The sequence below is a fragment of the Rhizobium sp. S96 genome, from assembly GCF_030382195.1.
GTDB lineage: Bacteria > Pseudomonadota > Alphaproteobacteria > Rhizobiales > Rhizobiaceae > Rhizobium.
This window is the reverse complement of sequence record NZ_JAUDRY010000002.1, coordinates 19,604-38,934: the sequence shown is the minus strand read 5'-3', so window position 1 is coordinate 38,934 and position 19,331 is coordinate 19,604. Positions and strand designations below refer to the sequence as shown.

Sequence of the window (19,331 nt, the reverse complement as noted above, 5' to 3'; positions counted from 1 at the left end):
AATAAACGCGCGCGCAAGCAAAAGGTTTCAGCGATCAGTGATTTATCAGGCGGCGATCGCCTTTGCCTTTTCCGCGAAGGCAAAGCGGATGCTGTCGGCGACCGCCTGCATCGGCGTCGTCATCTGCGACACGGTGAGCATACGGATATCGAAAGAGGCTAGTTCGGGAAGCCCCTCCTGCGCACCAAGTATCACCATGCCCTCGCCGACGTAGGACCGCGGCAGCGGCGCAATCGCCAGATCGGAGAGCACCGCCGCGCGCTGTGCCATCGTATGGCCGCTGAGGAACGCAACACGATAGTCGCGTTTCAAGCGCTCAAGCTGCGATAGCGCTTCAGAGCGCCAGATGCAGCCGTCCTCCCATATCGAGATGGGCAGCGGATCGCGCCGATGGGCAGTGCCACACTTCGCGCCGACCCAAACGAGCCTTTCGCGAAAGACGACTTCACCGGTGACAGGCAACGGTCGTGTCGCGCAGTTGATGAGCGCGATATCAAGCCGCTGCTCGTCCATGCGCTTTCTGAGCCCGATGCTCATGTCGATGGTCACGTCGACCATGATGCCGGGAAAGGTCTCGGCAAAACTCTTCAGAATGCTCGGCAGAAGCCGCTCACCGATGTCTTCGGGGGCACCAAGCCGAACCACGCCGCTCAGCTCCGGCATGATGAACCGCGACACCGCTTCGTTCGAGAGTGCGAGAATATTGCGCGCGTAGGATAACAGGAGTTCGCCGTGCTGGGTCAGCGAGACCGACCGTGCATCGCGCAGGAAAAGCGTCGCACCCAGCTGCTCTTCGAGCTTCTTGATCTGCATGGAAACCGCTGACGGCGTGCGAAAGACAGCCTCTGCTGCCGTGGAAAAATTGCCAGTCTCGGCGATGGCAACGAACGTGCGCAACACGTCGTTGTCCAGCAAGGGAATGGGACGGCGAAGAGGAATGGTCATCGTCTCATCTTTCAATTTTTCTGAATGATAACACCATATCATTTTGTTTGTTTGAAAGTCAACCGCTGGCTAAATTACAAGGAAATCAACAACGATGAAGGGAGATGGCGATGAGCAGCACTCTTCGCTCGTTCTTTGCGACGCTGAACCGGTTCAAGTCTCAGCAGATGAGAAACATGGCTGCGCGGAGCACCAGACGCCAATTGGCGCGCCTGCCCTCACACCTGATCGATGACCTAGATCTGCGATCGCTGATCGGTCCGCGCTCGGCATTCCGCTAGGAACTTTGCGACGCGTCGGCGGATAGCTCGGTTCCGCCGACCGGGGGGCAGGAAACACCGAGCCTCGTCGTCACCGTCGCTGAGGCGACCTAGAAATAGCGGGTGTCGCGCCTATCCGCGATCCGGCGAAACAACATTGGCCTTAGGCCCCAGGCGCGGATGACCGCTATCGGTCCGAGGCGTCATGGCGCAGTGACATCACCGGACGCAGTTGTACCAAGCCGCCGTCCCGCCCATGCGGGTGATTAGATTACGAATTCCTCCTCGTAGGTCTGTGGCTCGGAAACGACGGTAACCTCCACCGGAACGATCCAATTGGCCGCGTAACTCTCGCTGTCGGACCGCGGGAGGTCGGGCTGCACGCGCCCCGCCCCATCGCTCGCGCGACATCGCAGTGCATATCGCCCCACTTCTTCAGGGGTCCAGATATACTCCCAGAAGCGCCATGCAAAAGGACGCTCTGTTTCGAGGAGCCGTCCCTCGCGCCAGCCTCTGCCGTCTCCGGTGCAGACCTGCACCTGCCGGATGGCAGCCTCTCCGCTCCAGGCGGCTCCGAAAATCCGATACGGTTGACCCACGATGAGACGCGCCCCCTGCACGGGACGCGCGATCTGCGCTTTGACCTCCATCTCCGTAAGTGGGACGAGCGTGGGCTCCCCAAGGCTGCGCTCCCAACGGAAATAATCGCGCGCCTGCCAGTAGCCAAGGAACGGTCGTTCCACGACCGTGATATGCGTGATCCACTTGACCCAAGCCATGCCGAACCAGCCACCCACGACCGCGCGGAGCGGGTAACCGTGATCGCGCGCCAGCGGCTCCTCGTTCATCGAGTAGGCAAGGATGGTGCTGTCAGCGATGGCCTTCTCAAGTGGCAAACTGCGCGCAAAAGCGATGGGACCGGGAGAGGCCGTTTTCTTGCTTGTGTCTACGACGCCGCTGTCGGCGCCTACGAGCAGGACCTCACGTGCGGTTGGCTTAACGCCGGCCATTTCCAAGATTTCGCGCAGAAGAACACCTGTCCACCGGGCATTGCCGACAGCTCCGTTCTGCCACTGCAAGCCTTCCTTCGGCGGCACGTAGTTGACGCGCCCGTTGCCTGCGCACTCGACCACCGCGGTGAGAGTCGTGCTTGCCATTGCCCTGATGCTGTCGAGGTTAAGTTCGATCGGCCGCTCGACCGCCCCGTCAACGCGCAATCTCCAGTCTCGCGCATCAAGGTCCGGCGACGGGAAATGGTTTCGTACGAAGAACAGATCGGATGGGATCAGCCAGTCGGAGAGCGACGCAAACGGAAACTCGATGTTCGGTGGCGATTTCTGTCGGACTATCAGACTGGGTTGCTCTGGTGTCGGCATCAACTCGTCTCCATTCCGAGAGCACCACGTTGGCACTCGGTCGCGCGAATTCCGGTTCGATCGCACCGCCCCTCGAATGTCTTCAGGTCTCTGGGACGTTGTCCTTCAGGCACTACCTCTAGAGAAGACCAGCAACATATTGTTGGCAGGCATCTCGATTGTCTCGCGGAGATTGAGCCCAGCGGCCGCACCCACTTGTTCAAGGTCAGCGATATCACGCACACCCCAGGATGCGTTGCGCTCCTTTAGAGCCGCGTCGAATGCGGCGTTCGATGGGGCGTTGTGTGTGCCGTCGCGCATGAATGGGCCGTAGAGCACAAGAAGCCCGCCGGCGCGCAGCAAACGGCCAGCTCCTGCGAACAATCCCAGGCTTGCCTCCCAAGGCGCTATATGGATCATATTGATCGACACGATAGCGTCAAAACGCCCCGTTTGTTCGACGCCCCATTGCCCTGAGCACACATCAATATTCTGCGGTGCCAGCACATTCTTCAGCCCTGCAAATTTGATCCAGCTGGACGTGCTGGTGCGAGCGTCGGTATCCGGATCGCTCGGCTGCCATGTGAGGTTGGGCATTGCTCCTGCAAAACACACGGCGTGCTCGCCAGTCCCCGAAGCAATCTCCAGCACGGCGCCATGTGTTGGAAGGACACGTTTTAGCGCCGCCAGAATCGGCGCTGAATTTCGGGAAACGGAAGGCGAGAACATGCGTTGGTCGACGCTTACGTCGCGCTGTTCCAGCGCAACAGGCAAACGGTCCTCCTTCTCTGGGAGCATTGGCCTTGGATCCCCGTTGGGCGATGTCTTCCACTTTATAGCCGAAATGATGGGACCGATAGCACGGATTTCGGACTTTCGAAGGGCGTCGGCGCGTGCATTCGGCGCGAGGCGCGATCGCGCACATTCTCCGGGTGCCTTGCCACACCGAAATCCTCACCTACTCTCTGGCGCCGACGATCCGCATGGCCGTCGTCTTCCCAACCGAAAAGGCGGCCAACGTAGCGTGGATCGCACCATGAAAAACGGTTCGCCCATCGTCTACGACCAGCTCCATTTTACTCTCTGGGGGTACGGGGGCGGCGTCAACGGGCGTCAAATCCAATGGCGGTGGCGGAACGATGTCCCTGCTTGCCGCCGTAACCAGCCTGTCACGGGTTTCGCAGCCGGGAAGGCACGACTCGAAGCCTGTCGGCGGTTTCGGCCGATTCATTGGCGTTGGAATTCTATCTCGCAGTTTCTCCGGGTGAGCCGCGGCGATCTTCAGGGCCGCTGGAACCGGCAACGTGATGGCATTCACTGCGATATCTGACGCCTGGACCACTGGAGTGAATGGCAATTGGTTGATGATATCGTCCTTTTGCGGCCTGGAGTCGGCGCCACTCGCGCTGCTGACAAGCTCCTGACCAGGGATGAGGCGATGGGACTGAATCGGTTGACTTCCTGCGAGCCAGCTAACCAGCAGTCCGCCCGCAGCGACGATTGCATACATGGCCTTGCCCTGCACGAAGTTCGAAATTCCTGAAGTCATTTCGATCTCATCCTTCTGTCACAAAAACTATGCGAAGAAGAACGCCAGATCGTGGCGCAATTTTCGCGGCTTCAAGGCCGGAAAACGGCGGTTTGTAAGGAAATGTGCACACTGCAGCATTGCGTAGAGAAACCGAACCCACGGGATGGGAGATCCTGCCACAATGGAAACCCATCGCCCCGACGCATCTGGTCGTAGCCCGTTGAAGCGCGACCGTTTCGATCCCATCTGACCGAGTATGCCCAAAACGAAGATGAAAACGAAAGACAGCGACGATCCCGAGCTAATCAAGGAGTGGCCGCTTCCGGTGGAGGCGACGCTGGGATCCGCTGTTCGGGTCAAAGGAATTTTACAAGAAGTCCGTTCCCGGCTGCCGCCCATTGTCAAAAAGTCCTTGGACATGCAGTCGGGCGCACTCATCCTCATCATGCCGGAGAATGCCAAGACGGCGTTCCGCGCGACCTCCTCCGCCGTCTCGAAAGCGCTGGAGGACATCGCGGACCTTCCCGTCATCCCTCGCGAGATCGAAGACATCCTCACGATTACCGCTTCAGAGAGGAAGCGTTGGCTGGAGGACGGTCGCCTGCCAAGCGCTGGAATACGAACAGTCAGATTGCAGGGACGAGCGAGGAAGATCACGTTCCATGTATTCGACCCGCGCGTTGTCGAGGAGCTGCTCGACCGCGGCGCAGTCGATGAGTGGCGGGAGCATGACGCCGCCGCGAAAGCAGAAAACCGGAGGCGCGCTGCGTACCAGGCAAAGCTGACGCGCTCACTGAAGAAGAAAGAGAAAACCAAAAGAACGGAACAGGACCCTGACGAACCTATGACCGCGTTGAGCGGATGGGACGACTTCGGAAGAGACGGCCTTCTACGCTGAAACGCCTTAGCGGCCGGACCGGCAGTCGGCCAATTGCACTTGGTGGAGGATTCTCGCCATCATCCCCTGATAGCCCTCAAGAACGAAACCCCGCCCAAGGCACGCAGCATCATTCAATATCATTGATGATAGCCATAAACTCTATTCGTTTGATTGATGGGCGGACGAAGCTCATATTCGTATCGTGAATTGAGCCTCCCAGGCATCGAGGAAGAGGAAAAGGAAATGACCACGATCACCTACAGGGACACCGGGACTGTGTCCTCCAGCCACACCTATCAGCATCTGGCTGGCTACGCCCGCAAGCTTGTCCATGCATGGCATCAGTGGCAGGCCGCCCGCGAAATTGAATCCATGCCGTTCGACATCCGCAAGGACATCGGCTGGCCGTCGGCCGACAGCGCGGATGAACGCAAGGCGATGTAATGGATGCGACATACCTCCCCGCATGAAGGCGGTGCCTGCTTCCTTGCAGCACCGCCTTCTTCGTTTTCGGAGGATCGAAATTTAATCTTGAATTTCAGATACATGTATTTCCAGACAGCCCCGTCACCGGCCATTTGCAGCCGCCGGCAATGAATTGACGGACGTCAAATCAGCGAATGTCGCAAATTTGCTCTAGCTAGCCGCATTTTTCCATGAGAATGTCGCTTTTGGGATATCTAAACCATGTATTCCAAGCAACGAATAGACACTTCGGCCTCCAGCACGGGATTGTCTCATGAATAAGATGTCGCATAAGAAACGGTCTATCGTCTTTTTCATGGTTCCGCAGTTTACGATGCTGCCGTTTTCGGCAGCGATCGATACCTTGCGTATTGCCAATCGGATGCTCGGCTACGCTGCCTACAGCTGGCGCCTGACCTCCGTTGATGGCGAGAAGGTCTATTCTTCCTGCGGCATCGGCGTCGAAGCCAACACGTCGCTGGCAGACGAGCGCCGCAACCTCGGCGGAGAGAGCCGCCCGAGCATGGTTCTGGTCTGTTCGGGCATCGACGTCGAAGAATTCAACAACAAGTCCGTGAATGCCTGGCTGCGCGAATCCTATAATCGCGGCGTGGCGGTCGGCAGCCTCTGTACGGGCGCGCATGTGCTTGCGCAGGCAGGGCTGCTCAACGGCAAGCGCTGTGCCATCCACTGGGAAAATCTGCCCGGCTTTTCCGAAGCTTTCCCGCAGGCCGAGGTCTATGCCGATCTCTACGAGGTCGACAGCAACCTCTATACCTGCGCCGGCGGCACCGCCTCGCTCGACATGATGCTCAATCTGATCGGCCAGGATTTCGGCGAAACCCTCGTCAACCGCGTCTGCGAGCAACATCTGACGGATCGGGTGCGCAGTCCGCACGATCGTCAGCGCCTGCCGCTGCGCGCCCGCCTCGGCGTTCAGAACAGCAAGGTGCTCTCGATCATCGAATTGATGGAAGGCAATCTCGCCGAGCCGCTGTCCTTGCTGGAAATTGCCGACGGCGCCGACCTGTCGCGCCGCCAGATCGAACGTCTCTTCCGCCAGGAAATGGGCCGCTCCCCCGCTCGCTACTATCTCGAGATTCGCCTGGACCGCGCTCGCCACCTGCTCGTGCAATCGTCCATGCCGGTCGTCGAGGTCGCGGTTGCCTGCGGCTTCGTGTCGGCGTCGCATTTCTCCAAGTGTTATCGCGAGCTCTATCATCGCTCACCGCAGCAGGAGCGCGCCGAGCGCAAGATGACGATGGCAACGGCGCGGCAGGCAATCGCCGCCTGATCTCGAAAAGACGGCGGCGCCTATTGCGCCGCCTCTCCGGTCAGCTTGGCATCGGAATAGACGAGATTGCGACCCTTGTGCTTGGCCATGTAGAGAAACTGGTCGGCCGCGTTCAGATAGTTGTCGAAGGTCTCGTAGTCGGAAATCTCCGCAACGCCGATCGACACCGTTACGCACAACTCCTCGTCATCGGCCTTCACCTTCAGCCGGGAAATATCCGAGCGTATTTCGTCGCATAGCTTCGTCGCCGCGATCGAATCCATCATCGGGAAGAGGATTGCAAACTCCTCGCCGCCGAGCCGCGAGAGCAGATTGTCGCTGCCCTCGAAAATCGCGGCCAACCGCTCCGCCACTTCCTTCAAGACCTGATCGCCGATCTCGTGGCCGTAGGTGTCGTTGAGCCGCTTGAAATGGTCGATATCGAGTATCGCAACCGAGCTCGCAGCTTTCTGCCGTAGACAGTCGGAGACGAGCCTCGGCCCCTGATCGTAGAAATACCGCCTGTTATAGAGGCCCGTGAGGTAGTCGCAGGCCGCCGCCGCCCTGAGTTGCTTCAACTGCACCAGCGTGTCGACATTGTTGGCGACACGGCACTGCAGCTCCTCGGGAACGAACGGCCGATACAGGAAATCCGACGCCCCCGCCTTCAGGAAAGTCGCCGAAAGCATCCGGTCGTTCGACGACGAAACGCCAATGATCCGCAAGCGGTCGGAGCCATATCGCCGGCGCAGCCGCCGCGTCAGGTCGTAGCCGCTCATATCCGGCATGTGATGATCGGTAATGACTACCTCTATGTCGTCGTAGGTCTGCATCGCGGCCAGCGCCTCCTCGCCGCTGGAGGCCTCGACCACCAGATACTGCTGCGCCTGCAGCAAGCCCACAAGGATCTGTCGTGCGGACCTGACGTCGTCCACGACCAGCACCCGGGTCTTGCGGTTGGTCATTGTACGGCGGACAGTCCCCACGAGGTTGTCGAGCGCAAACTCGCTGTCCTTGAGGACATAGTCGATGACGTTGCGCTCCATGATCCGGCTGCGCGTTGCAAGGTCGAACGTTGCAGTGAAGACAATCGTTGGAATGCCGTGCGCGATGACGCAATCCAGAACCTCGCCATAGGGTGAGTCCGGAAGGTTGAGATCGACGACCGCCATCGTATAGCGACCATCCTGCTGTGAGAGCGCTTCGCTCAGCGCGTTCAATGACGCGCACACCTTGACGTTAAGCCCAAGCTCGACGTGAAACCGATGGGAGAGCGCAATGGAAAACATGCGGGAATCTTCAACCAGGAGTATCGTCTGGCTGCCAAAGCGCGGCCCCGCCCCTCCTCGGTTGATCTCCATCTGAAAAGCCATCCGGCCCCGCCCTCTCGCGAGTCAGGCACCCGAATCGGGGCATCTCGCCGGTTTCCCAAAAGGATAACCGACAGATTCCCCGTCGGGAAGTCACAGCGCAATATCAACACTGTAAATTGTAAAAAGAGAGCTTCGATGGGCAGAATCTCGCGCGATGATCACACCGAGCGAAAGCAACTGGCGGCAAGCGACAAGATTATCCGAGTCGCTTGCCGTATCTCTAGTGCGGCGCGAGCCGGATCAGGCGACGGCGCGTTCCTTGCGCATGGTCTGGATCTGCAACAGCGTGTCGAGGTTCTGGTTCACGCGGCAGTAGAATTCCTCGTCGATGAAGGGCCGCAGCATGAAGTCGTTGCCGCCGGCCTTGAGGAAGCGTGCCGACAGCAGCCGGTTCGAAGAGGAGGATACGCCGATGATCCGCAACTCGTGCGAACCGATATTGGCGCGAATACGTCGCGTCAGCTCGAAGCCGTCGATATCGGGCATGTTGTAGTCCGTGACCATCAGGCCGATATCGCGATTGGCCTTGAGGATTTCGAGCGCCTTGGCGCCGCTCTCGGCCGTACTGACCCGGAAATTGTAGCGCTTCAGGCGGCTCGACAGGAGCGCGCGAGCGGTAGCGCTATCGTCAACGATGAGCACATGGTGGCGATGATTGGTGAGGAAGCGGCAGATCGATTCCGCCAGCAGATCGACCGCGAAGACGTTATCCTTGAGGATGTAGTCGACGATGTCCTTCGCCATCAACTTGTCGCGCATTCCCTCCTGGAACGTGCCGGTAAAGACGATCGTCGGAATGCTGAGATCGATCAGATATTCGAGCGCCTCGCCATTTTCGGCGCCGGGCAGGTTGATGTTCGAAACGGCGAGCGTGATCGGATCCGTCGACTTGTCGTAGGAAAGCTGAAGCTCTTCGAAGTTGCGGCAAATCTCCACATCGATGCCGAAGAGTTCCTTGAGCCTTATTCCGATCATCGACGTGAAGACGTTTGAATCTTCAGCGAGAATGATGCGTGCGTCAGCAAACATGCCCCCGGAATACTGCATCCCCGAAATACCCAAAAAAGCCATTTCAAAACCTTTGCATGAAACATGAGCTGTTATCGGAATCGGTATCTCAAGCAGTTTGAATAAGTATTAATCGGCAGCTCCTCACAGATGAACAAAAGGGCGACCACGCGGACCGCCCTGACTTTCCTGCAAACATACTTAAAAGACTATGCGCGCAAGGCCGCATTGTCGGGATCGAAGAGCTCTCGCCAACGACCGTGGCATTGTAGGTCGTGCCGAGGATCTTGATCTTAAGCTTGGTGCCTTCCTTCGCACAGCAGCGTGCATGGTGAAGCAGCTGGAGCGGTTACCCCTTGAGAGCACCATCTGCCGACTTGCCGCGCAGGCGGCGCACCCTGCCGTCCTCCTCGACACCGTCGTCGCTGGAGGTTTCCTCCGGCTTTGCTTCCGGTTCCGGAGGCAGAGGTTCTGCCTTCAAGGTATCCTGGGGGCGATGAAAGACGATGTCGCTTTGCGGAAGCGGGATGTCGATCCCCTCTTCCCTGAAGCGCTTCAGAATGGCGATGCGCAGATCGTTGCGGATCTTCATTCCGTCGCCCATGTCCGCGAGCATGAAGCGCAATTCGAAGTCGAGCGAATAGGTGCCGAACCGCAGGAACTCCACATGCGGCTCCGGGTTGCGCAGCACCAACGGCACTGCATTGACCAGCTCCAGCAGAATATCCATCACCTTCTGAGGGTCCGCATGGTAGCTGACGGACACAGGAATCTCGGAACGAGCCATCCGGTTGCGATGGGTCCAGTTGCCGACCGAGGCGTTGATCAGCTCCGAGTTCGGCACGATGATCGACTGCTTGCGGAAGGTCTCGATTTCGGTGGCGCGAACGGAGATGCGCTTCACGATCCCTTCGGCCGTCCCTGACACAACGTGGTCGCCGACCTTGAAGGGACGTTCGACGAGCAGGATCAAGCCCGAAACGAAGTTCGACACGATGTTCTGCAGGCCGAAACCGATACCGACCGAGAGCGCGGAAGCCACGAGCGCGAAGCTCGACAGATCGATGCCGGCTGCGGAAACGCCAATCAGCGCCGCCACGCCGACACCGAGATAGCCGATGCCCGTCTTGACGGAATTGCGCACCCCGAGATCGACATGGCTGCGCGCCATGACATTGCTGTCGAGCCAACGCTGGATCCAGCGGGTAAAGAGATAGCCGCCGGCGAAAAGCAGGATCCCCGTAAAGATGCCGACCAGCGAAATGCTGATGCCGCCGAGCCTGACCTCTGTGAACAGCCGGTAGGCGATGAGCTGCAGATCCTGCACGTGGAAGCCCCACAAAAGCAGGATCAGCGGAATGCCGACCATCAGCGCAACGCCGTAAATGCAGAAGCCGACAAGCAACGCCACCTGATCGATCGCGACGGGTCCGAGCTTGAACTTTTTCGCCAGAAAACGCCCAAAGCCGGTTTCACCGAAGGTTTCGGTGCGCGAGATCGCCCGCCCGGACAGCAGCCCGATATAGGTCGTGACGACAATGGCACCGGTAATGATGAGCTGCGAGGCGACAAATCGCGCCAGACCGACGTAGCCGGTCAGTGCCGCCACGATCAGCGCGGCACCCAGAACTCGCAGAATGATGGCCATACCCCGCGGCCAATGACGGCCAGGCGCATCCGGGTCACCGTTGCGCGCAAGCATGGGCCTGCCGAAAGACGCCGCGATCATGATCAACCCGATGATCAGGGCAGCGATCAGGCTCCTGACGACCGTCAGCACCAGCGGCGAGCCCATCGCCTCGCTGATGCTTCCGAGGAAGTAGTCGGCGGCATGAACCACGGCCATCGCAAGCAGGCAGGCGCCGATCGACGTCGCGCCGCGGTTGGACAGCTTCACTAGGCGCCAGTGCGGCTCGCCAGGTGCAAACACCGCATTCGAGAAACGCCTGACGAAATAGACCAGCCCGATCGAACCGAACAGCGCTCCGACGACCGGCGCTATATCGGGTCTGAGAACATTGAAACTATCGAGGAAGAAGTAGGACGTAACCAACAACGCTGCCAGCGACAGCGTGCGGATCAGCGTCGACCAGAACGCGATCGACAGCCGGCTGATATAGGACGGCGGCGTTCCGCTTTCCTTACGCTGAAGGTAATTGCCAAAAAGACGATAGGCGCCTGAAAGCAGGATGAGCGCGGTCGCCAGCGACATGAAGATTGCCGCGAAGAACGCCAGCGCCTTGAACTTCAACACAAAGGTCAGCCAGCTGGTCAGTGCCTGGCTGAACTCCGTCACCTCCTCGACAAACGCGCTCGCCGCATCCTGAAGAACCGAGACGGAAACGTCGGTTCGGCGCAGAAGCGTTGCCGCGAAAAGCTCGCGGCGGATCTCCGCGATCTCGTTGCCAAGCTTGCTGATTGCGGCCGAAAGGTTCTCCGCATCGCCTGTCACCGCGTTGATCTGCGCACGCTCCGCGCTCAGCGCGTTGCGCTCGTTGGTGACGATATCGGCTTCGGGCGGCTGCCCTTCCTTGGGCGGTTCGCCAAGCTCGGTGAGACGAGCCTTTATCTGATCGAGCCGAGGCTTGACCGCAGCCGATACGCCGGCAACCGAACGACCAAGCTGATCGGCCTTGCCAGCGAGTGCGACGAGCGCATCGTCGTCGCTGCCGTTTTCCTTCACCCCGTTCTGAAGTGAGGCGAGCTCGTTCTTCGCCTTGTCTATGGCTTTGGCAGCATCCTCGATCGCCGTGTTCGCCAGCGGCGCCGGTGCCTCGGTCTGCTGCTGAACCACCGGTGCCGTCTGCGCATGCACGACAGCAGCGCCCACCGATGTCAGCGCCAGAAAGAGAACCGTCCGAAGAAGAACAAGTGTGAGCCGCAAAGCATCCCCGCTTGGGTTGTCGAGTTTAAATCAAACTCCAGCTTTTTATCGGAAAGAAAGGCGACAGGAAGGCGAAAGACGAGAAGCTGGCTCGCGCCCGGTCATTATTCAGTCCCGACAAGGCGTTGCAAGCCGCAAATAGAGCGGCTCTACTTGGCGATCCGATGTCCTGATACCTCGGCCCCCGCCTCCGGTGGCAGTCGCAGGAACCGCATCGATGACACCACGCCGATCGCGCCGATCACCAGGAACGCCCAACGAAAATCGAGAAGATCAGGATTTTCATGTCCCCGCAGCGCGACAGAAACGTTCAGCACGGCTGCGGCGATCGCAACGCCGAGCAGCATGGACACCTGCTGCAGCATGCTCGATAGCGTCGAGGCCGAGCTCCGTTGTGCCGGGTTGATGTCGGCAAACGCCAGCGTGTTGAGCGCCGTGAACTCCATCGAGCGCGACAGACCTGCCACGAACAGCAAGACGTAAATGATGGCGCGCGGCGTATCCGGCGCGACGAAACCACAGGCGGCAATGGACAAAGCTGCGATCAGGCCGTTGAAGCAGAGCACGGTTCTGAAACCCAACCTCGCCAGGAGCGGCGTGGTCACCGCCTTCATGCCGAGATTGCCGAGAAAATAGACCAGCAGATAGGCGCCGGCTTCAATGGAGCTCAGACCGAAGCCGAGCTGAAACAGCAGCGGCAGCAGAAACGGCGTGGCATTGATTGCCACCCGGCTCGCCGTTCCCGCAGAAAGCGTCGCGATGGCATATGTCTGGATCTTGAAGGCAGAGAGATCGAGCAGCGGGTTGGGGACCGTCAAAAAGTGGCGCGTCGCCATGAACGAGAGCACCGCGCCCATCGCCAGCATTGTCAGCACCGGCAGCAATCCGCCATGCCACTTCACGGAGAGTTCCAGGGCGGCCAGCAGCAGCGTCAGCCCCAGCGCACTCAGGAAGAACCCCGGCAGATCGAGCCTGCCAACCTCTTCCTCGCGCCCCTTCGGCACGAAGCGCCAGACGAGCGCCATCCCAAATGCGCCGATCGGAAGGTTGATCAGGAAATTCCAGTGCCAACTTGCATAGGTCGTGATGAAACTGCCGACCAGAGGTCCGATCACCGGCGCCGTCAGTGCCGGCCAGGTGATCAGCGCGATCGCCTGCACCAACTCCGATTTGCGGGCATTCTTCAAGACGATGATACGGCCGACAGGCGTCATCAGCGCGCTACCAGCGCCCTGGATGGCACGGGCGACGATAAATTGTGTCAGATTTTCCGAAAGACCGCAGAAAAGCGAGGCGATCGTGAAGACGGCGATGGATGCCATGAAAACGCGTCTTGCGCCGTAACGGTCACCCAGCCAGCCGGCCAGCGGAATGAACGCCGCCATCGTCAGCATGTAGACGGTAATGCCGATGCTCATGGATACCGGCAGCACACCGAAGCTGGCTGCCATCTGCGGCAGCGATGTCGTGACGATCGTTCCGTCGAGGATCTGCATGAAGAAGGATACGGCAACGACCAGTGCCACAATCTTCGCCCGACGAGCGCTTTGCGCATCGTCAATCGTCTCGCTCGTCTCTGCTGTCGTCATCAAATTGCCAGTGTGAAATGCAAAGCATTCGAGCGACGTAGACAGGAAAGGTCGCGCCCGATCGCGCCCGAATAGCGCCGCTTCTAAATAGAACTACCTGCCCTCACCGGAAAGCAGAAATGCATCCCGCTCGCGAATTTTTGAGCGCAAGCATGGATTGTTCCGAGCAAAAGGCGCCCATGGTCAAACCACGGACGCCCAAAGATAAACCTGACGAAAGTTAAGCGGCGACATTCAGCTTGTCGATGAAGCCACTGACGCCCCGCACATTTTCAACGAGAACCCGGATGGCACGGCGTTCGAGCTCGCTCGCCACCTTTCCTTCCACGGCAACTCGGGAATCCTGAACGGAAACCGTGATCTCGCTGACATCAAGGCCAAGATCAGAGTGCAATCGCGCCCGAATTGCACGGGCAAGCGCCTCGTCCCCTTTGGCGACGCTGCTGGTCGGCGCTCCGACGATGCCCTTCAGCAGATCAACCCGGCTGACGACCCCCACCAGACGTTTGCCGGAGACGACGGGAACGCGCTTGATCTTGTGCTCGAACATGAGTTCGGCAACGGCGGCGGCGGGTGCGTCCGGCGCTACGCTCACCACATTTGCCGACATCAGGTCGGACACGCGCCAGCTGTGGCTTCGAATGTACTCGTCGAAGTCCACAAGCGACTTTTCTTCGGACTTGCCGTTGGCTCTGCCGCTTCCAAGCTCGATGCGGCGCAGCAGATCGCCTTCGGTCAGGACGCCGCAGAGAATGCCGTCGTTATCAACGACCGGAAGACCGCTGATATCCTTTGCAACCATCAGGTCGATCGCCTGATGCACGCTGCTGTCAGAGCTGATCGTGGTAACGTTCGTATTCATAATGTCTTGAGCAAACATGATAATCCCATCGCATTTTGATAAAGAGCGTATGATGCGGGCATGTAGGCGATAGCGGTCCAGCCAGCCGGTCCGCTGCCATGAGTATCGTCCAATTTCCGCCGGGTGTCGATAAAACTCGCCCTTTAAATCCGGCCTCCGGGATTGCCCGCAAGGAAAGGCGCGCAGCGTTGTTGCACGCCAGATCGGCTGTCCAGAGACCCGATCGGCTATTGCAATGCCGTGAGCTTCGCCCTGCAGGTCGCCGGATCTTCCGATGGGTGGGCACCTGCCTGGGGAACGCCGGTCTGCGGTATCTTGGTCACGACATCCCAGACGGTTTCCTGAAAGAGGCGGGCCGCCTCCGCATTTGGCGCGGCGGCAGGTGTGCCATCGCCGCGCCGAAGCTGATAGGGAAGCCCCTCGGGGCTGCATTCATAGAGCACCGCATAATGCGTCAGGGCAACCAGATAGGTGCCGACATCATTGAGGTGGATCATGTCCTGCTTGCCCAGCCGATCGACCGCGAAGAGGTCTTCCCGCCTTGCAAGACCGGGGACCTTGCCCGCTTCGATCTCGCGCACGACCTTCGCCATGACACGGCCGGCCGGTATCACGTAGATCGGAGGCTTTTGCCCTGCCGGCCACAGCGCCCTACGAAGGATTTCTCCCTCCCAATATTGGCCGGGATCGAGGTCGAGGCGCTCCAGCCACCCCTCCGGGTCGTCAAGCGAACGCCAGGTTTCATAGAGGTAGACGCGAATGTCGCTTCTTCCCTGCCTCGCGACGGCGGCCCAGCGCTCGACATAGTCGCGGCTCTCGTAATAGCGGATCGAGGCTTCGATACCGGCCATTTCGGTCATGACGAAAGCATCGTACTCGCCGCTCTTCAGCGCTTCGCGAACATCGCGGTAGCGCGGATGTCGGTTCTCCGTATCGAAGCCGTTGATACCCTCCTTTGGCCCCCATTGCGCCTGAAGGGTCGTGCCCCAGCCGAGCTGGCTTTCATAGCGGTGCCCCTTGGGCGCCAGCTGCGCGAGCATGGCCGGCATGTCCCGGCCAACGAGGCTATGTCCCAGATGAAACACATGCATCGGCCTCACAGGATTGGGCAAGGGATCGGCATAGAGCGCGTCGAATTCCTCGACGCTCATCATCGGCGGTGTCGTGCTGCTGGAGCCGGCCACGATGAGGCCGAGAATCACCAACAACGAGCCCTTCATCCAGCGACGACCGTGGAAGCGGTGCAAGAATGATAAAAGATCAGATTGCGACGGTACTGCCATCGGTCTCGCCTTCTGATAGGCGGAAGCCGTTCCAGGCTACCCAAGTCCGCATCAGTTTCCTACCTGACATCAAATACACAACCGATTCTTTAGGCGTATTGCGGCCGCGACGCGGCCGACAAACGCGATCAACCCAGAATATTCCTGACAACGCGCATGAAGATGCGGCCCCCAACCTCGATCAGTTCATCGGGAAAATCATAGTCCGGATTATGCAATTGCGGATGACGCTCGCCTGCGCCGAGAAAAAACATCGCTGAAGGCGCAACCGTCCGAAACAGCCCGAAATCCTCCGACGCCTTCATCGGCAATATGCCGGCGGCACTGTCGTGGCTTACCCCCTCGTCATCCAGAGCGCGTCGCAGCTCCGCGACGGCTTCGGGCGAATTGTGGCACTGCCTGAAAACATCCTCGTAGCTGATCGATACTTGCAGACGTTCGGCTTGCGCTTCTGCCCGCACCAATTCTTCCGCGCGCCTGGCCAGCTCCTCCATCTTTTCGTCGGTCAAGGTGCGTAACGTCGCCCAGATTTCCGCTCTGCCGGGGCTGATGCCGAACGCAGGCTCCCCAAGCCGGGCGTGCGTTACCGTAACGAGCGCATAGTCGGCGTCGAGCCCGCCGTTGCTCGCAAGGGCCGTCAGGCTGGCGACCAGCCGGGCCATGGCAAACGTCGGCGCGATGCCATCTTCGGGATAGGAGGCGTGGGACGTCTTGCCGTCCAGCACGATCTTCATGCCGCGCGAAGCGCAATTGACCGGCCCTTCCCTCAGCAGCACATGTCCGCGTCGCGCGCCCGGGAAGTTGTGAAGCGATACGGATAGATCCGGCTTCACCTCGGCGAATTTCGGATCGGCAAGAACCGCGGCTGCACCCGCGCCGTTTTCCTCGGCCGGCTGGAACAACAGCACGACCCGCCCCTTCGCCGGACGCTGCGCGCCGAGCCCGGTGGCGACAGCCAGGAGGATAGCCATGTGGCCATCATGTCCGCAGAGATGCCCCTTCCCAGAAACAGACGAACGATAAGGCAGATCGGAAATTTCCTCGATGGGAAGCCCGTCGAGTTCGGCACGGATCAGAACAGTCGGCCCGTCGGCGGCACCGGCGAACACCGCCGCCAGACCATGGCCACCAAGCCCCGAGACGATGCGGTCCGGATGCGTCGCAGCAAGCGCCGCCTCAACCTTCCGGGCGGTTTCCGCCTCCTCTCCCGAGATTTCAGGCGATTTGTGAAGATTATGCCGAAAATATTTGATTTCGCTAATCTTGTCGTCGCTTAAAAACATGAATGACCTCCCATTCGCAATACCGGGGAGCATAGCGCGCAAGAAAATCGCCGTCGACCATCACTATTTCTGGAAAGTGTACTGCGCGATCGATGCCGGCTTCATCTCGATGGAAAAGCCCGGACGCTGAGGCGGCATATAGGCGGCATTCTTGATGACGCAGGGATCGAGGAAGTGCTCATGCAGATGATCGACATATTCGATCACACGGCCATCCTTGGTACCGGATACGGCCACGTAGTCGATCATCGACAGATGCTGGACGTATTCGCAGAGCCCGACGCCTCCGGCATGCGGCCACACCGGCAAATCGAACTTCGCGGCAATCAGCAGGACAGCCAGCACCTCGTTCAACCCGCCCATTCGGCAGGAATCGATCTGGACGATATCGATCGCGCCTTCCGCGATGAACTGCTTGAACATGATGCGGTTCTGGCACATCTCGCCGGTGGCAACCTTCACAGGCCCGATCGACTGCCGAATCTTGCGATGCCCGGCCACATCGTCCGGGCTTGTGGGCTCTTCGATGAAGAAAGGCTTGGCGAAGGCGAGCTGGCGAACCCACTCGATCGCCTGCCCCACCTCCCAAACCTGGTTGGCATCAATCATCAGATAACGGTCCGGTCCGATCACATCGCGGGCAATCCTGAGCCGGCGGATATCGTCGTCGAGATCGCGACCGACCTTCATCTTGATGTGGTTGAACCCTGCATCGATCGCTTCCCGGCATAGCCGTGTGAGCTTTTCATCATCGTAGCCCAGCCAACCGGCGGATGTCGTGTAGCAGGCGTAGCCTTCCCGCTCGAGCGTCGCGATGCGCGCCGCCTTGCCGGGCTCCGCCCGGCCCAGGATTTCCACGGCCTCGTCGCGGTTCAACACGTCCGTCAGATACCGGTAGTCGACGATGTCGGCGATCTCTTCCGGCGTCATTTCCGCAACCAGCCGCCAGACCGGCTTTCCGGCCTGCTTGGCGAGCAGATCCCAGGTCGCGTTGACGACGGCGCCGGTCGCCAGATGCATTGCGCCTTTCTCCGGACCGATCCACCGAAGCTGGCTGTCACTGGTAAGGTGCCGCCAGAACTTGCCGGGATGCGCGAGGATATCCGAGAGATCGGCGCCGACGATCAAATGGCGCATCGCTTCGATCGCCATGCAGCAGATGTCATTGCCGCGACCGATCGTGAAGGTCAGCCCATGCCCTTCAAGGCCCGGCTGATCCGTGTCCAGAATGACATAGGCAGCCGAGTAATCGGGATCCGGATTCATCGCATCGGAGCCATCAAGGCTCTGCGACGTCGGAAAGCGAAGATCGAAGACGCGAAGATCGGTGATGCGGGTCATGACACTCTCGATAAAGGTTGCGCCGGTCTCCCGGCAAAAGGCACGCGGCGAAGGCCGATTGCACCTTCAGCGCTCAAGGTCGAGCGGAAGCCACTCACCAGTGATTTATCTTTTTATATACAGGCGCCACTTGAGGTAAACGGTCAAGCGGAAGTTTCTTCTTTCGCCGCGCCATCATTCGTATATGTAAGGAGATATTTACAGGAGAGCTTGATGGAAGCCGACGACACCGATCGCTACCGCGCTCCCGCGCTTGATAAGGGACTCGATATTCTGGAGCTCCTGGCGAGCGTCGAGGAAGGTCTGACCCAGGCAGACATCGCCAAGCGCCTCGATCGCAGCCCCAACGAGTTCTATCGCATGCTCGATCGCCTCGTGCGCCGTGGCTACGTCACCAAGCTGGAAGGTGATCGCTTCACGCTCACGCTCAAGCTCTTCGGACTCTCCCAGTTGCATGCACCGACCAGGCGACTCGCTTCGTTTGCGACACCCCTCATGCGCGAACTGGCGCAAAACACCAAGCAGGCAAACCACCTCGCCGTTTTCGACAGAGGATCGGTTGTCGTCATCGCACAGCACGAGGCGCCGGACTACTGGGGAATATCGATCCGCGTCGGCTCGCATATCAGCCTGCTCGATACGGGATCGGGCCACGTCCTGCTGGCATTTCGAAGCGAAGAAGAGCGCGAGATGATGATTGCCGAGCACGCCCGCAATCGCAAGGACGTTGATCTCGGTGCGGACTTCTCAGAACGGCTCGACCAGATTCGCGAGCGCGGCTACGAAATGATGGCAAGCGCCCAGACGGCCGGTGTCTATAACCTGTCGGCGCCGATCCTCGGGCCGGACGGGCGGGGCATAGCCGCCCTCACCTGTCCCTATATCGCGCTCGTCAACGCCCCGTCCGCCCCCGACATCAGCCAGACCATCATCATGCTGCAGAAGACGGCGAGCCAGCTGTCGCTGCTGGCCGGATCCGATGTAAGAACGCCGGCCTGA

At 59.6% G+C, this 19,331-nt stretch carries 17 protein-coding genes; 6 read left to right on the top strand and 11 right to left on the bottom strand.

Features of this window, described 5'->3' with window-relative positions; translation table 11 throughout:
* Nucleotides 1-45: 45 nt before the first annotated feature.
* On the bottom strand, nt 46-987 hold the full coding sequence (locus QTL94_RS00320; RefSeq protein ID WP_289800211.1) for a LysR family transcriptional regulator: 942 nt from the start codon (nt 985-987) through the stop codon (nt 46-48).
* Nucleotides 988-1,055: 68 nt separating this feature from the next.
* Here QTL94_RS00320 and QTL94_RS00315 point away from each other — a divergent pair, with 68 nt between their 5' ends.
* Nucleotides 1,056-1,226, top strand: coding sequence for a hypothetical protein (locus QTL94_RS00315; RefSeq protein ID WP_289800210.1), 171 nt, complete (start codon nt 1,056-1,058; stop codon nt 1,224-1,226).
* Between the two features lie 245 nt (nt 1,227-1,471).
* On the opposite strand, the gene QTL94_RS00310 is transcribed toward QTL94_RS00315, so the two are convergent.
* The gene (locus tag QTL94_RS00310; protein WP_289800209.1) at nt 1,472-2,581 is read right to left on the bottom strand and encodes a sulfite oxidase; all 1,110 of its coding nucleotides are present in this window, start codon (nt 2,579-2,581) and stop codon (nt 1,472-1,474) included.
* A gap of 105 nt (nt 2,582-2,686) precedes the next feature.
* On the bottom strand, nt 2,687-3,358 hold the full coding sequence (locus QTL94_RS00305; protein ID WP_289800208.1) for a DUF938 domain-containing protein: 672 nt from the start codon (nt 3,356-3,358) through the stop codon (nt 2,687-2,689).
* A gap of 95 nt (nt 3,359-3,453) precedes the next feature.
* Between QTL94_RS00305 and QTL94_RS00300 the strand changes: the two genes are divergently transcribed.
* The 4 genes from QTL94_RS00300 to QTL94_RS00285 all read left to right on the top strand — a co-directional run bounded on the left by QTL94_RS00300 (nt 3,454) and on the right by QTL94_RS00285 (nt 6,730).
* The gene (locus QTL94_RS00300) at nt 3,454-3,600 is read left to right on the top strand and encodes a hypothetical protein (RefSeq protein WP_289800207.1); all 147 of its coding nucleotides are present in this window, start codon (nt 3,454-3,456) and stop codon (nt 3,598-3,600) included.
* 762 nt (nt 3,601-4,362) lie between these two features.
* A complete protein-coding gene (locus QTL94_RS00295) occupies nt 4,363-4,989 on the top strand; it encodes a hypothetical protein (RefSeq protein WP_289800206.1) in 627 nt (208 codons plus the stop codon).
* A 225-nt stretch (nt 4,990-5,214) separates the two neighbouring features.
* A complete protein-coding gene (locus QTL94_RS00290) occupies nt 5,215-5,415 on the top strand; it encodes a hypothetical protein (RefSeq protein ID WP_065694048.1) in 201 nt (66 codons plus the stop codon).
* Nucleotides 5,416-5,710: 295 nt separating this feature from the next.
* Nucleotides 5,711-6,730, top strand: coding sequence for a GlxA family transcriptional regulator (locus QTL94_RS00285; RefSeq protein WP_065694049.1), 1,020 nt, complete (start codon nt 5,711-5,713; stop codon nt 6,728-6,730).
* 20 nt (nt 6,731-6,750) lie between these two features.
* Here QTL94_RS00285 and QTL94_RS00280 read toward each other — a convergent pair whose 3' ends face one another.
* The 8 genes from QTL94_RS00280 to QTL94_RS00245 all read right to left on the bottom strand — a co-directional run bounded on the left by QTL94_RS00280 (nt 6,751) and on the right by QTL94_RS00245 (nt 18,332).
* Nucleotides 6,751-8,082 carry a diguanylate cyclase gene (locus QTL94_RS00280; RefSeq protein WP_289800205.1) on the bottom strand — a complete coding sequence of 444 codons (1,332 nt, stop codon included), beginning with the start codon at nt 8,080-8,082 and terminating at the stop codon, nt 6,751-6,753.
* Nucleotides 8,083-8,322: 240 nt separating this feature from the next.
* Nucleotides 8,323-9,153 carry a response regulator gene (locus QTL94_RS00275; RefSeq protein WP_065694107.1) on the bottom strand — a complete coding sequence of 277 codons (831 nt, stop codon included), beginning with the start codon at nt 9,151-9,153 and terminating at the stop codon, nt 8,323-8,325.
* Nucleotides 9,154-9,439: 286 nt separating this feature from the next.
* Complete coding sequence (locus QTL94_RS00270; RefSeq protein ID WP_289800204.1) at nt 9,440-11,974, bottom strand: mechanosensitive ion channel family protein; 2,535 nt, start codon at nt 11,972-11,974, stop codon at nt 9,440-9,442.
* A 149-nt stretch (nt 11,975-12,123) separates the two neighbouring features.
* Complete coding sequence (locus tag QTL94_RS00265; protein WP_289800203.1) at nt 12,124-13,563, bottom strand: MFS transporter; 1,440 nt, start codon at nt 13,561-13,563, stop codon at nt 12,124-12,126.
* A gap of 220 nt (nt 13,564-13,783) precedes the next feature.
* Nucleotides 13,784-14,425, bottom strand: coding sequence for a CBS domain-containing protein (locus QTL94_RS00260; RefSeq protein WP_244499567.1), 642 nt, complete (start codon nt 14,423-14,425; stop codon nt 13,784-13,786).
* Nucleotides 14,426-14,652: 227 nt separating this feature from the next.
* Nucleotides 14,653-15,708, bottom strand: coding sequence for a hypothetical protein (locus QTL94_RS00255; protein WP_289800202.1), 1,056 nt, complete (start codon nt 15,706-15,708; stop codon nt 14,653-14,655).
* Nucleotides 15,709-15,836: 128 nt separating this feature from the next.
* Complete coding sequence (locus QTL94_RS00250; protein ID WP_065694055.1) at nt 15,837-16,991, bottom strand: amidohydrolase; 1,155 nt, start codon at nt 16,989-16,991, stop codon at nt 15,837-15,839.
* Between the two features lie 63 nt (nt 16,992-17,054).
* Nucleotides 17,055-18,332, bottom strand: a complete 1,278-nt coding sequence (locus tag QTL94_RS00245) for an L-fuconate dehydratase (RefSeq protein ID WP_289800201.1) — start codon at nt 18,330-18,332, stop codon at nt 17,055-17,057.
* A 213-nt stretch (nt 18,333-18,545) separates the two neighbouring features.
* On the opposite strand from QTL94_RS00245, the gene QTL94_RS00240 reads away from it, so the two are divergent.
* A complete protein-coding gene (locus QTL94_RS00240) occupies nt 18,546-19,331 on the top strand; it encodes an IclR family transcriptional regulator (RefSeq protein ID WP_065694057.1) in 786 nt (261 codons plus the stop codon).

Bases quoted from the DNA above. Each gene is read 5' to 3' on its own strand.
- QTL94_RS00320 (WP_289800211.1), bottom strand. From the start codon at position 987: ATGATATGGTGTTATCATTCAGAAAAATTGAAAGATGAGACGATGACC.
- QTL94_RS00315 (WP_289800210.1), top strand. From the start codon at position 1,056: ATGAGCAGCACTCTTCGCTCGTTCTTTGCGACGCTGAACCGGTTCAAG.
- QTL94_RS00310 (WP_289800209.1), bottom strand. From the start codon at position 2,581: ATGCCGACACCAGAGCAACCCAGTCTGATAGTCCGACAGAAATCGCCA.
- QTL94_RS00305 (WP_289800208.1), bottom strand. From the start codon at position 3,358: ATGCTCCCAGAGAAGGAGGACCGTTTGCCTGTTGCGCTGGAACAGCGC.
- QTL94_RS00295 (WP_289800206.1), top strand. From the start codon at position 4,363: ATGAAAACGAAAGACAGCGACGATCCCGAGCTAATCAAGGAGTGGCCG.
- QTL94_RS00290 (WP_065694048.1), top strand. From the start codon at position 5,215: ATGACCACGATCACCTACAGGGACACCGGGACTGTGTCCTCCAGCCAC.
- QTL94_RS00285 (WP_065694049.1), top strand. From the start codon at position 5,711: ATGAATAAGATGTCGCATAAGAAACGGTCTATCGTCTTTTTCATGGTT.
- QTL94_RS00280 (WP_289800205.1), bottom strand. From the start codon at position 8,082: ATGGCTTTTCAGATGGAGATCAACCGAGGAGGGGCGGGGCCGCGCTTT.
- QTL94_RS00275 (WP_065694107.1), bottom strand. From the start codon at position 9,153: ATGGCTTTTTTGGGTATTTCGGGGATGCAGTATTCCGGGGGCATGTTT.
- QTL94_RS00265 (WP_289800203.1), bottom strand. From the start codon at position 13,563: ATGACGACAGCAGAGACGAGCGAGACGATTGACGATGCGCAAAGCGCT.
- QTL94_RS00260 (WP_244499567.1), bottom strand. From the start codon at position 14,425: ATGAATACGAACGTTACCACGATCAGCTCTGACAGCAGCGTGCATCAG.
- QTL94_RS00255 (WP_289800202.1), bottom strand. From the start codon at position 15,708: ATGGCAGTACCGTCGCAATCTGATCTTTTATCATTCTTGCACCGCTTC.
- QTL94_RS00250 (WP_065694055.1), bottom strand. From the start codon at position 16,991: ATGTTTTTAAGCGACGACAAGATTAGCGAAATCAAATATTTTCGGCAT.
- QTL94_RS00245 (WP_289800201.1), bottom strand. From the start codon at position 18,332: ATGACCCGCATCACCGATCTTCGCGTCTTCGATCTTCGCTTTCCGACG.
- QTL94_RS00240 (WP_065694057.1), top strand. From the start codon at position 18,546: ATGGAAGCCGACGACACCGATCGCTACCGCGCTCCCGCGCTTGATAAG.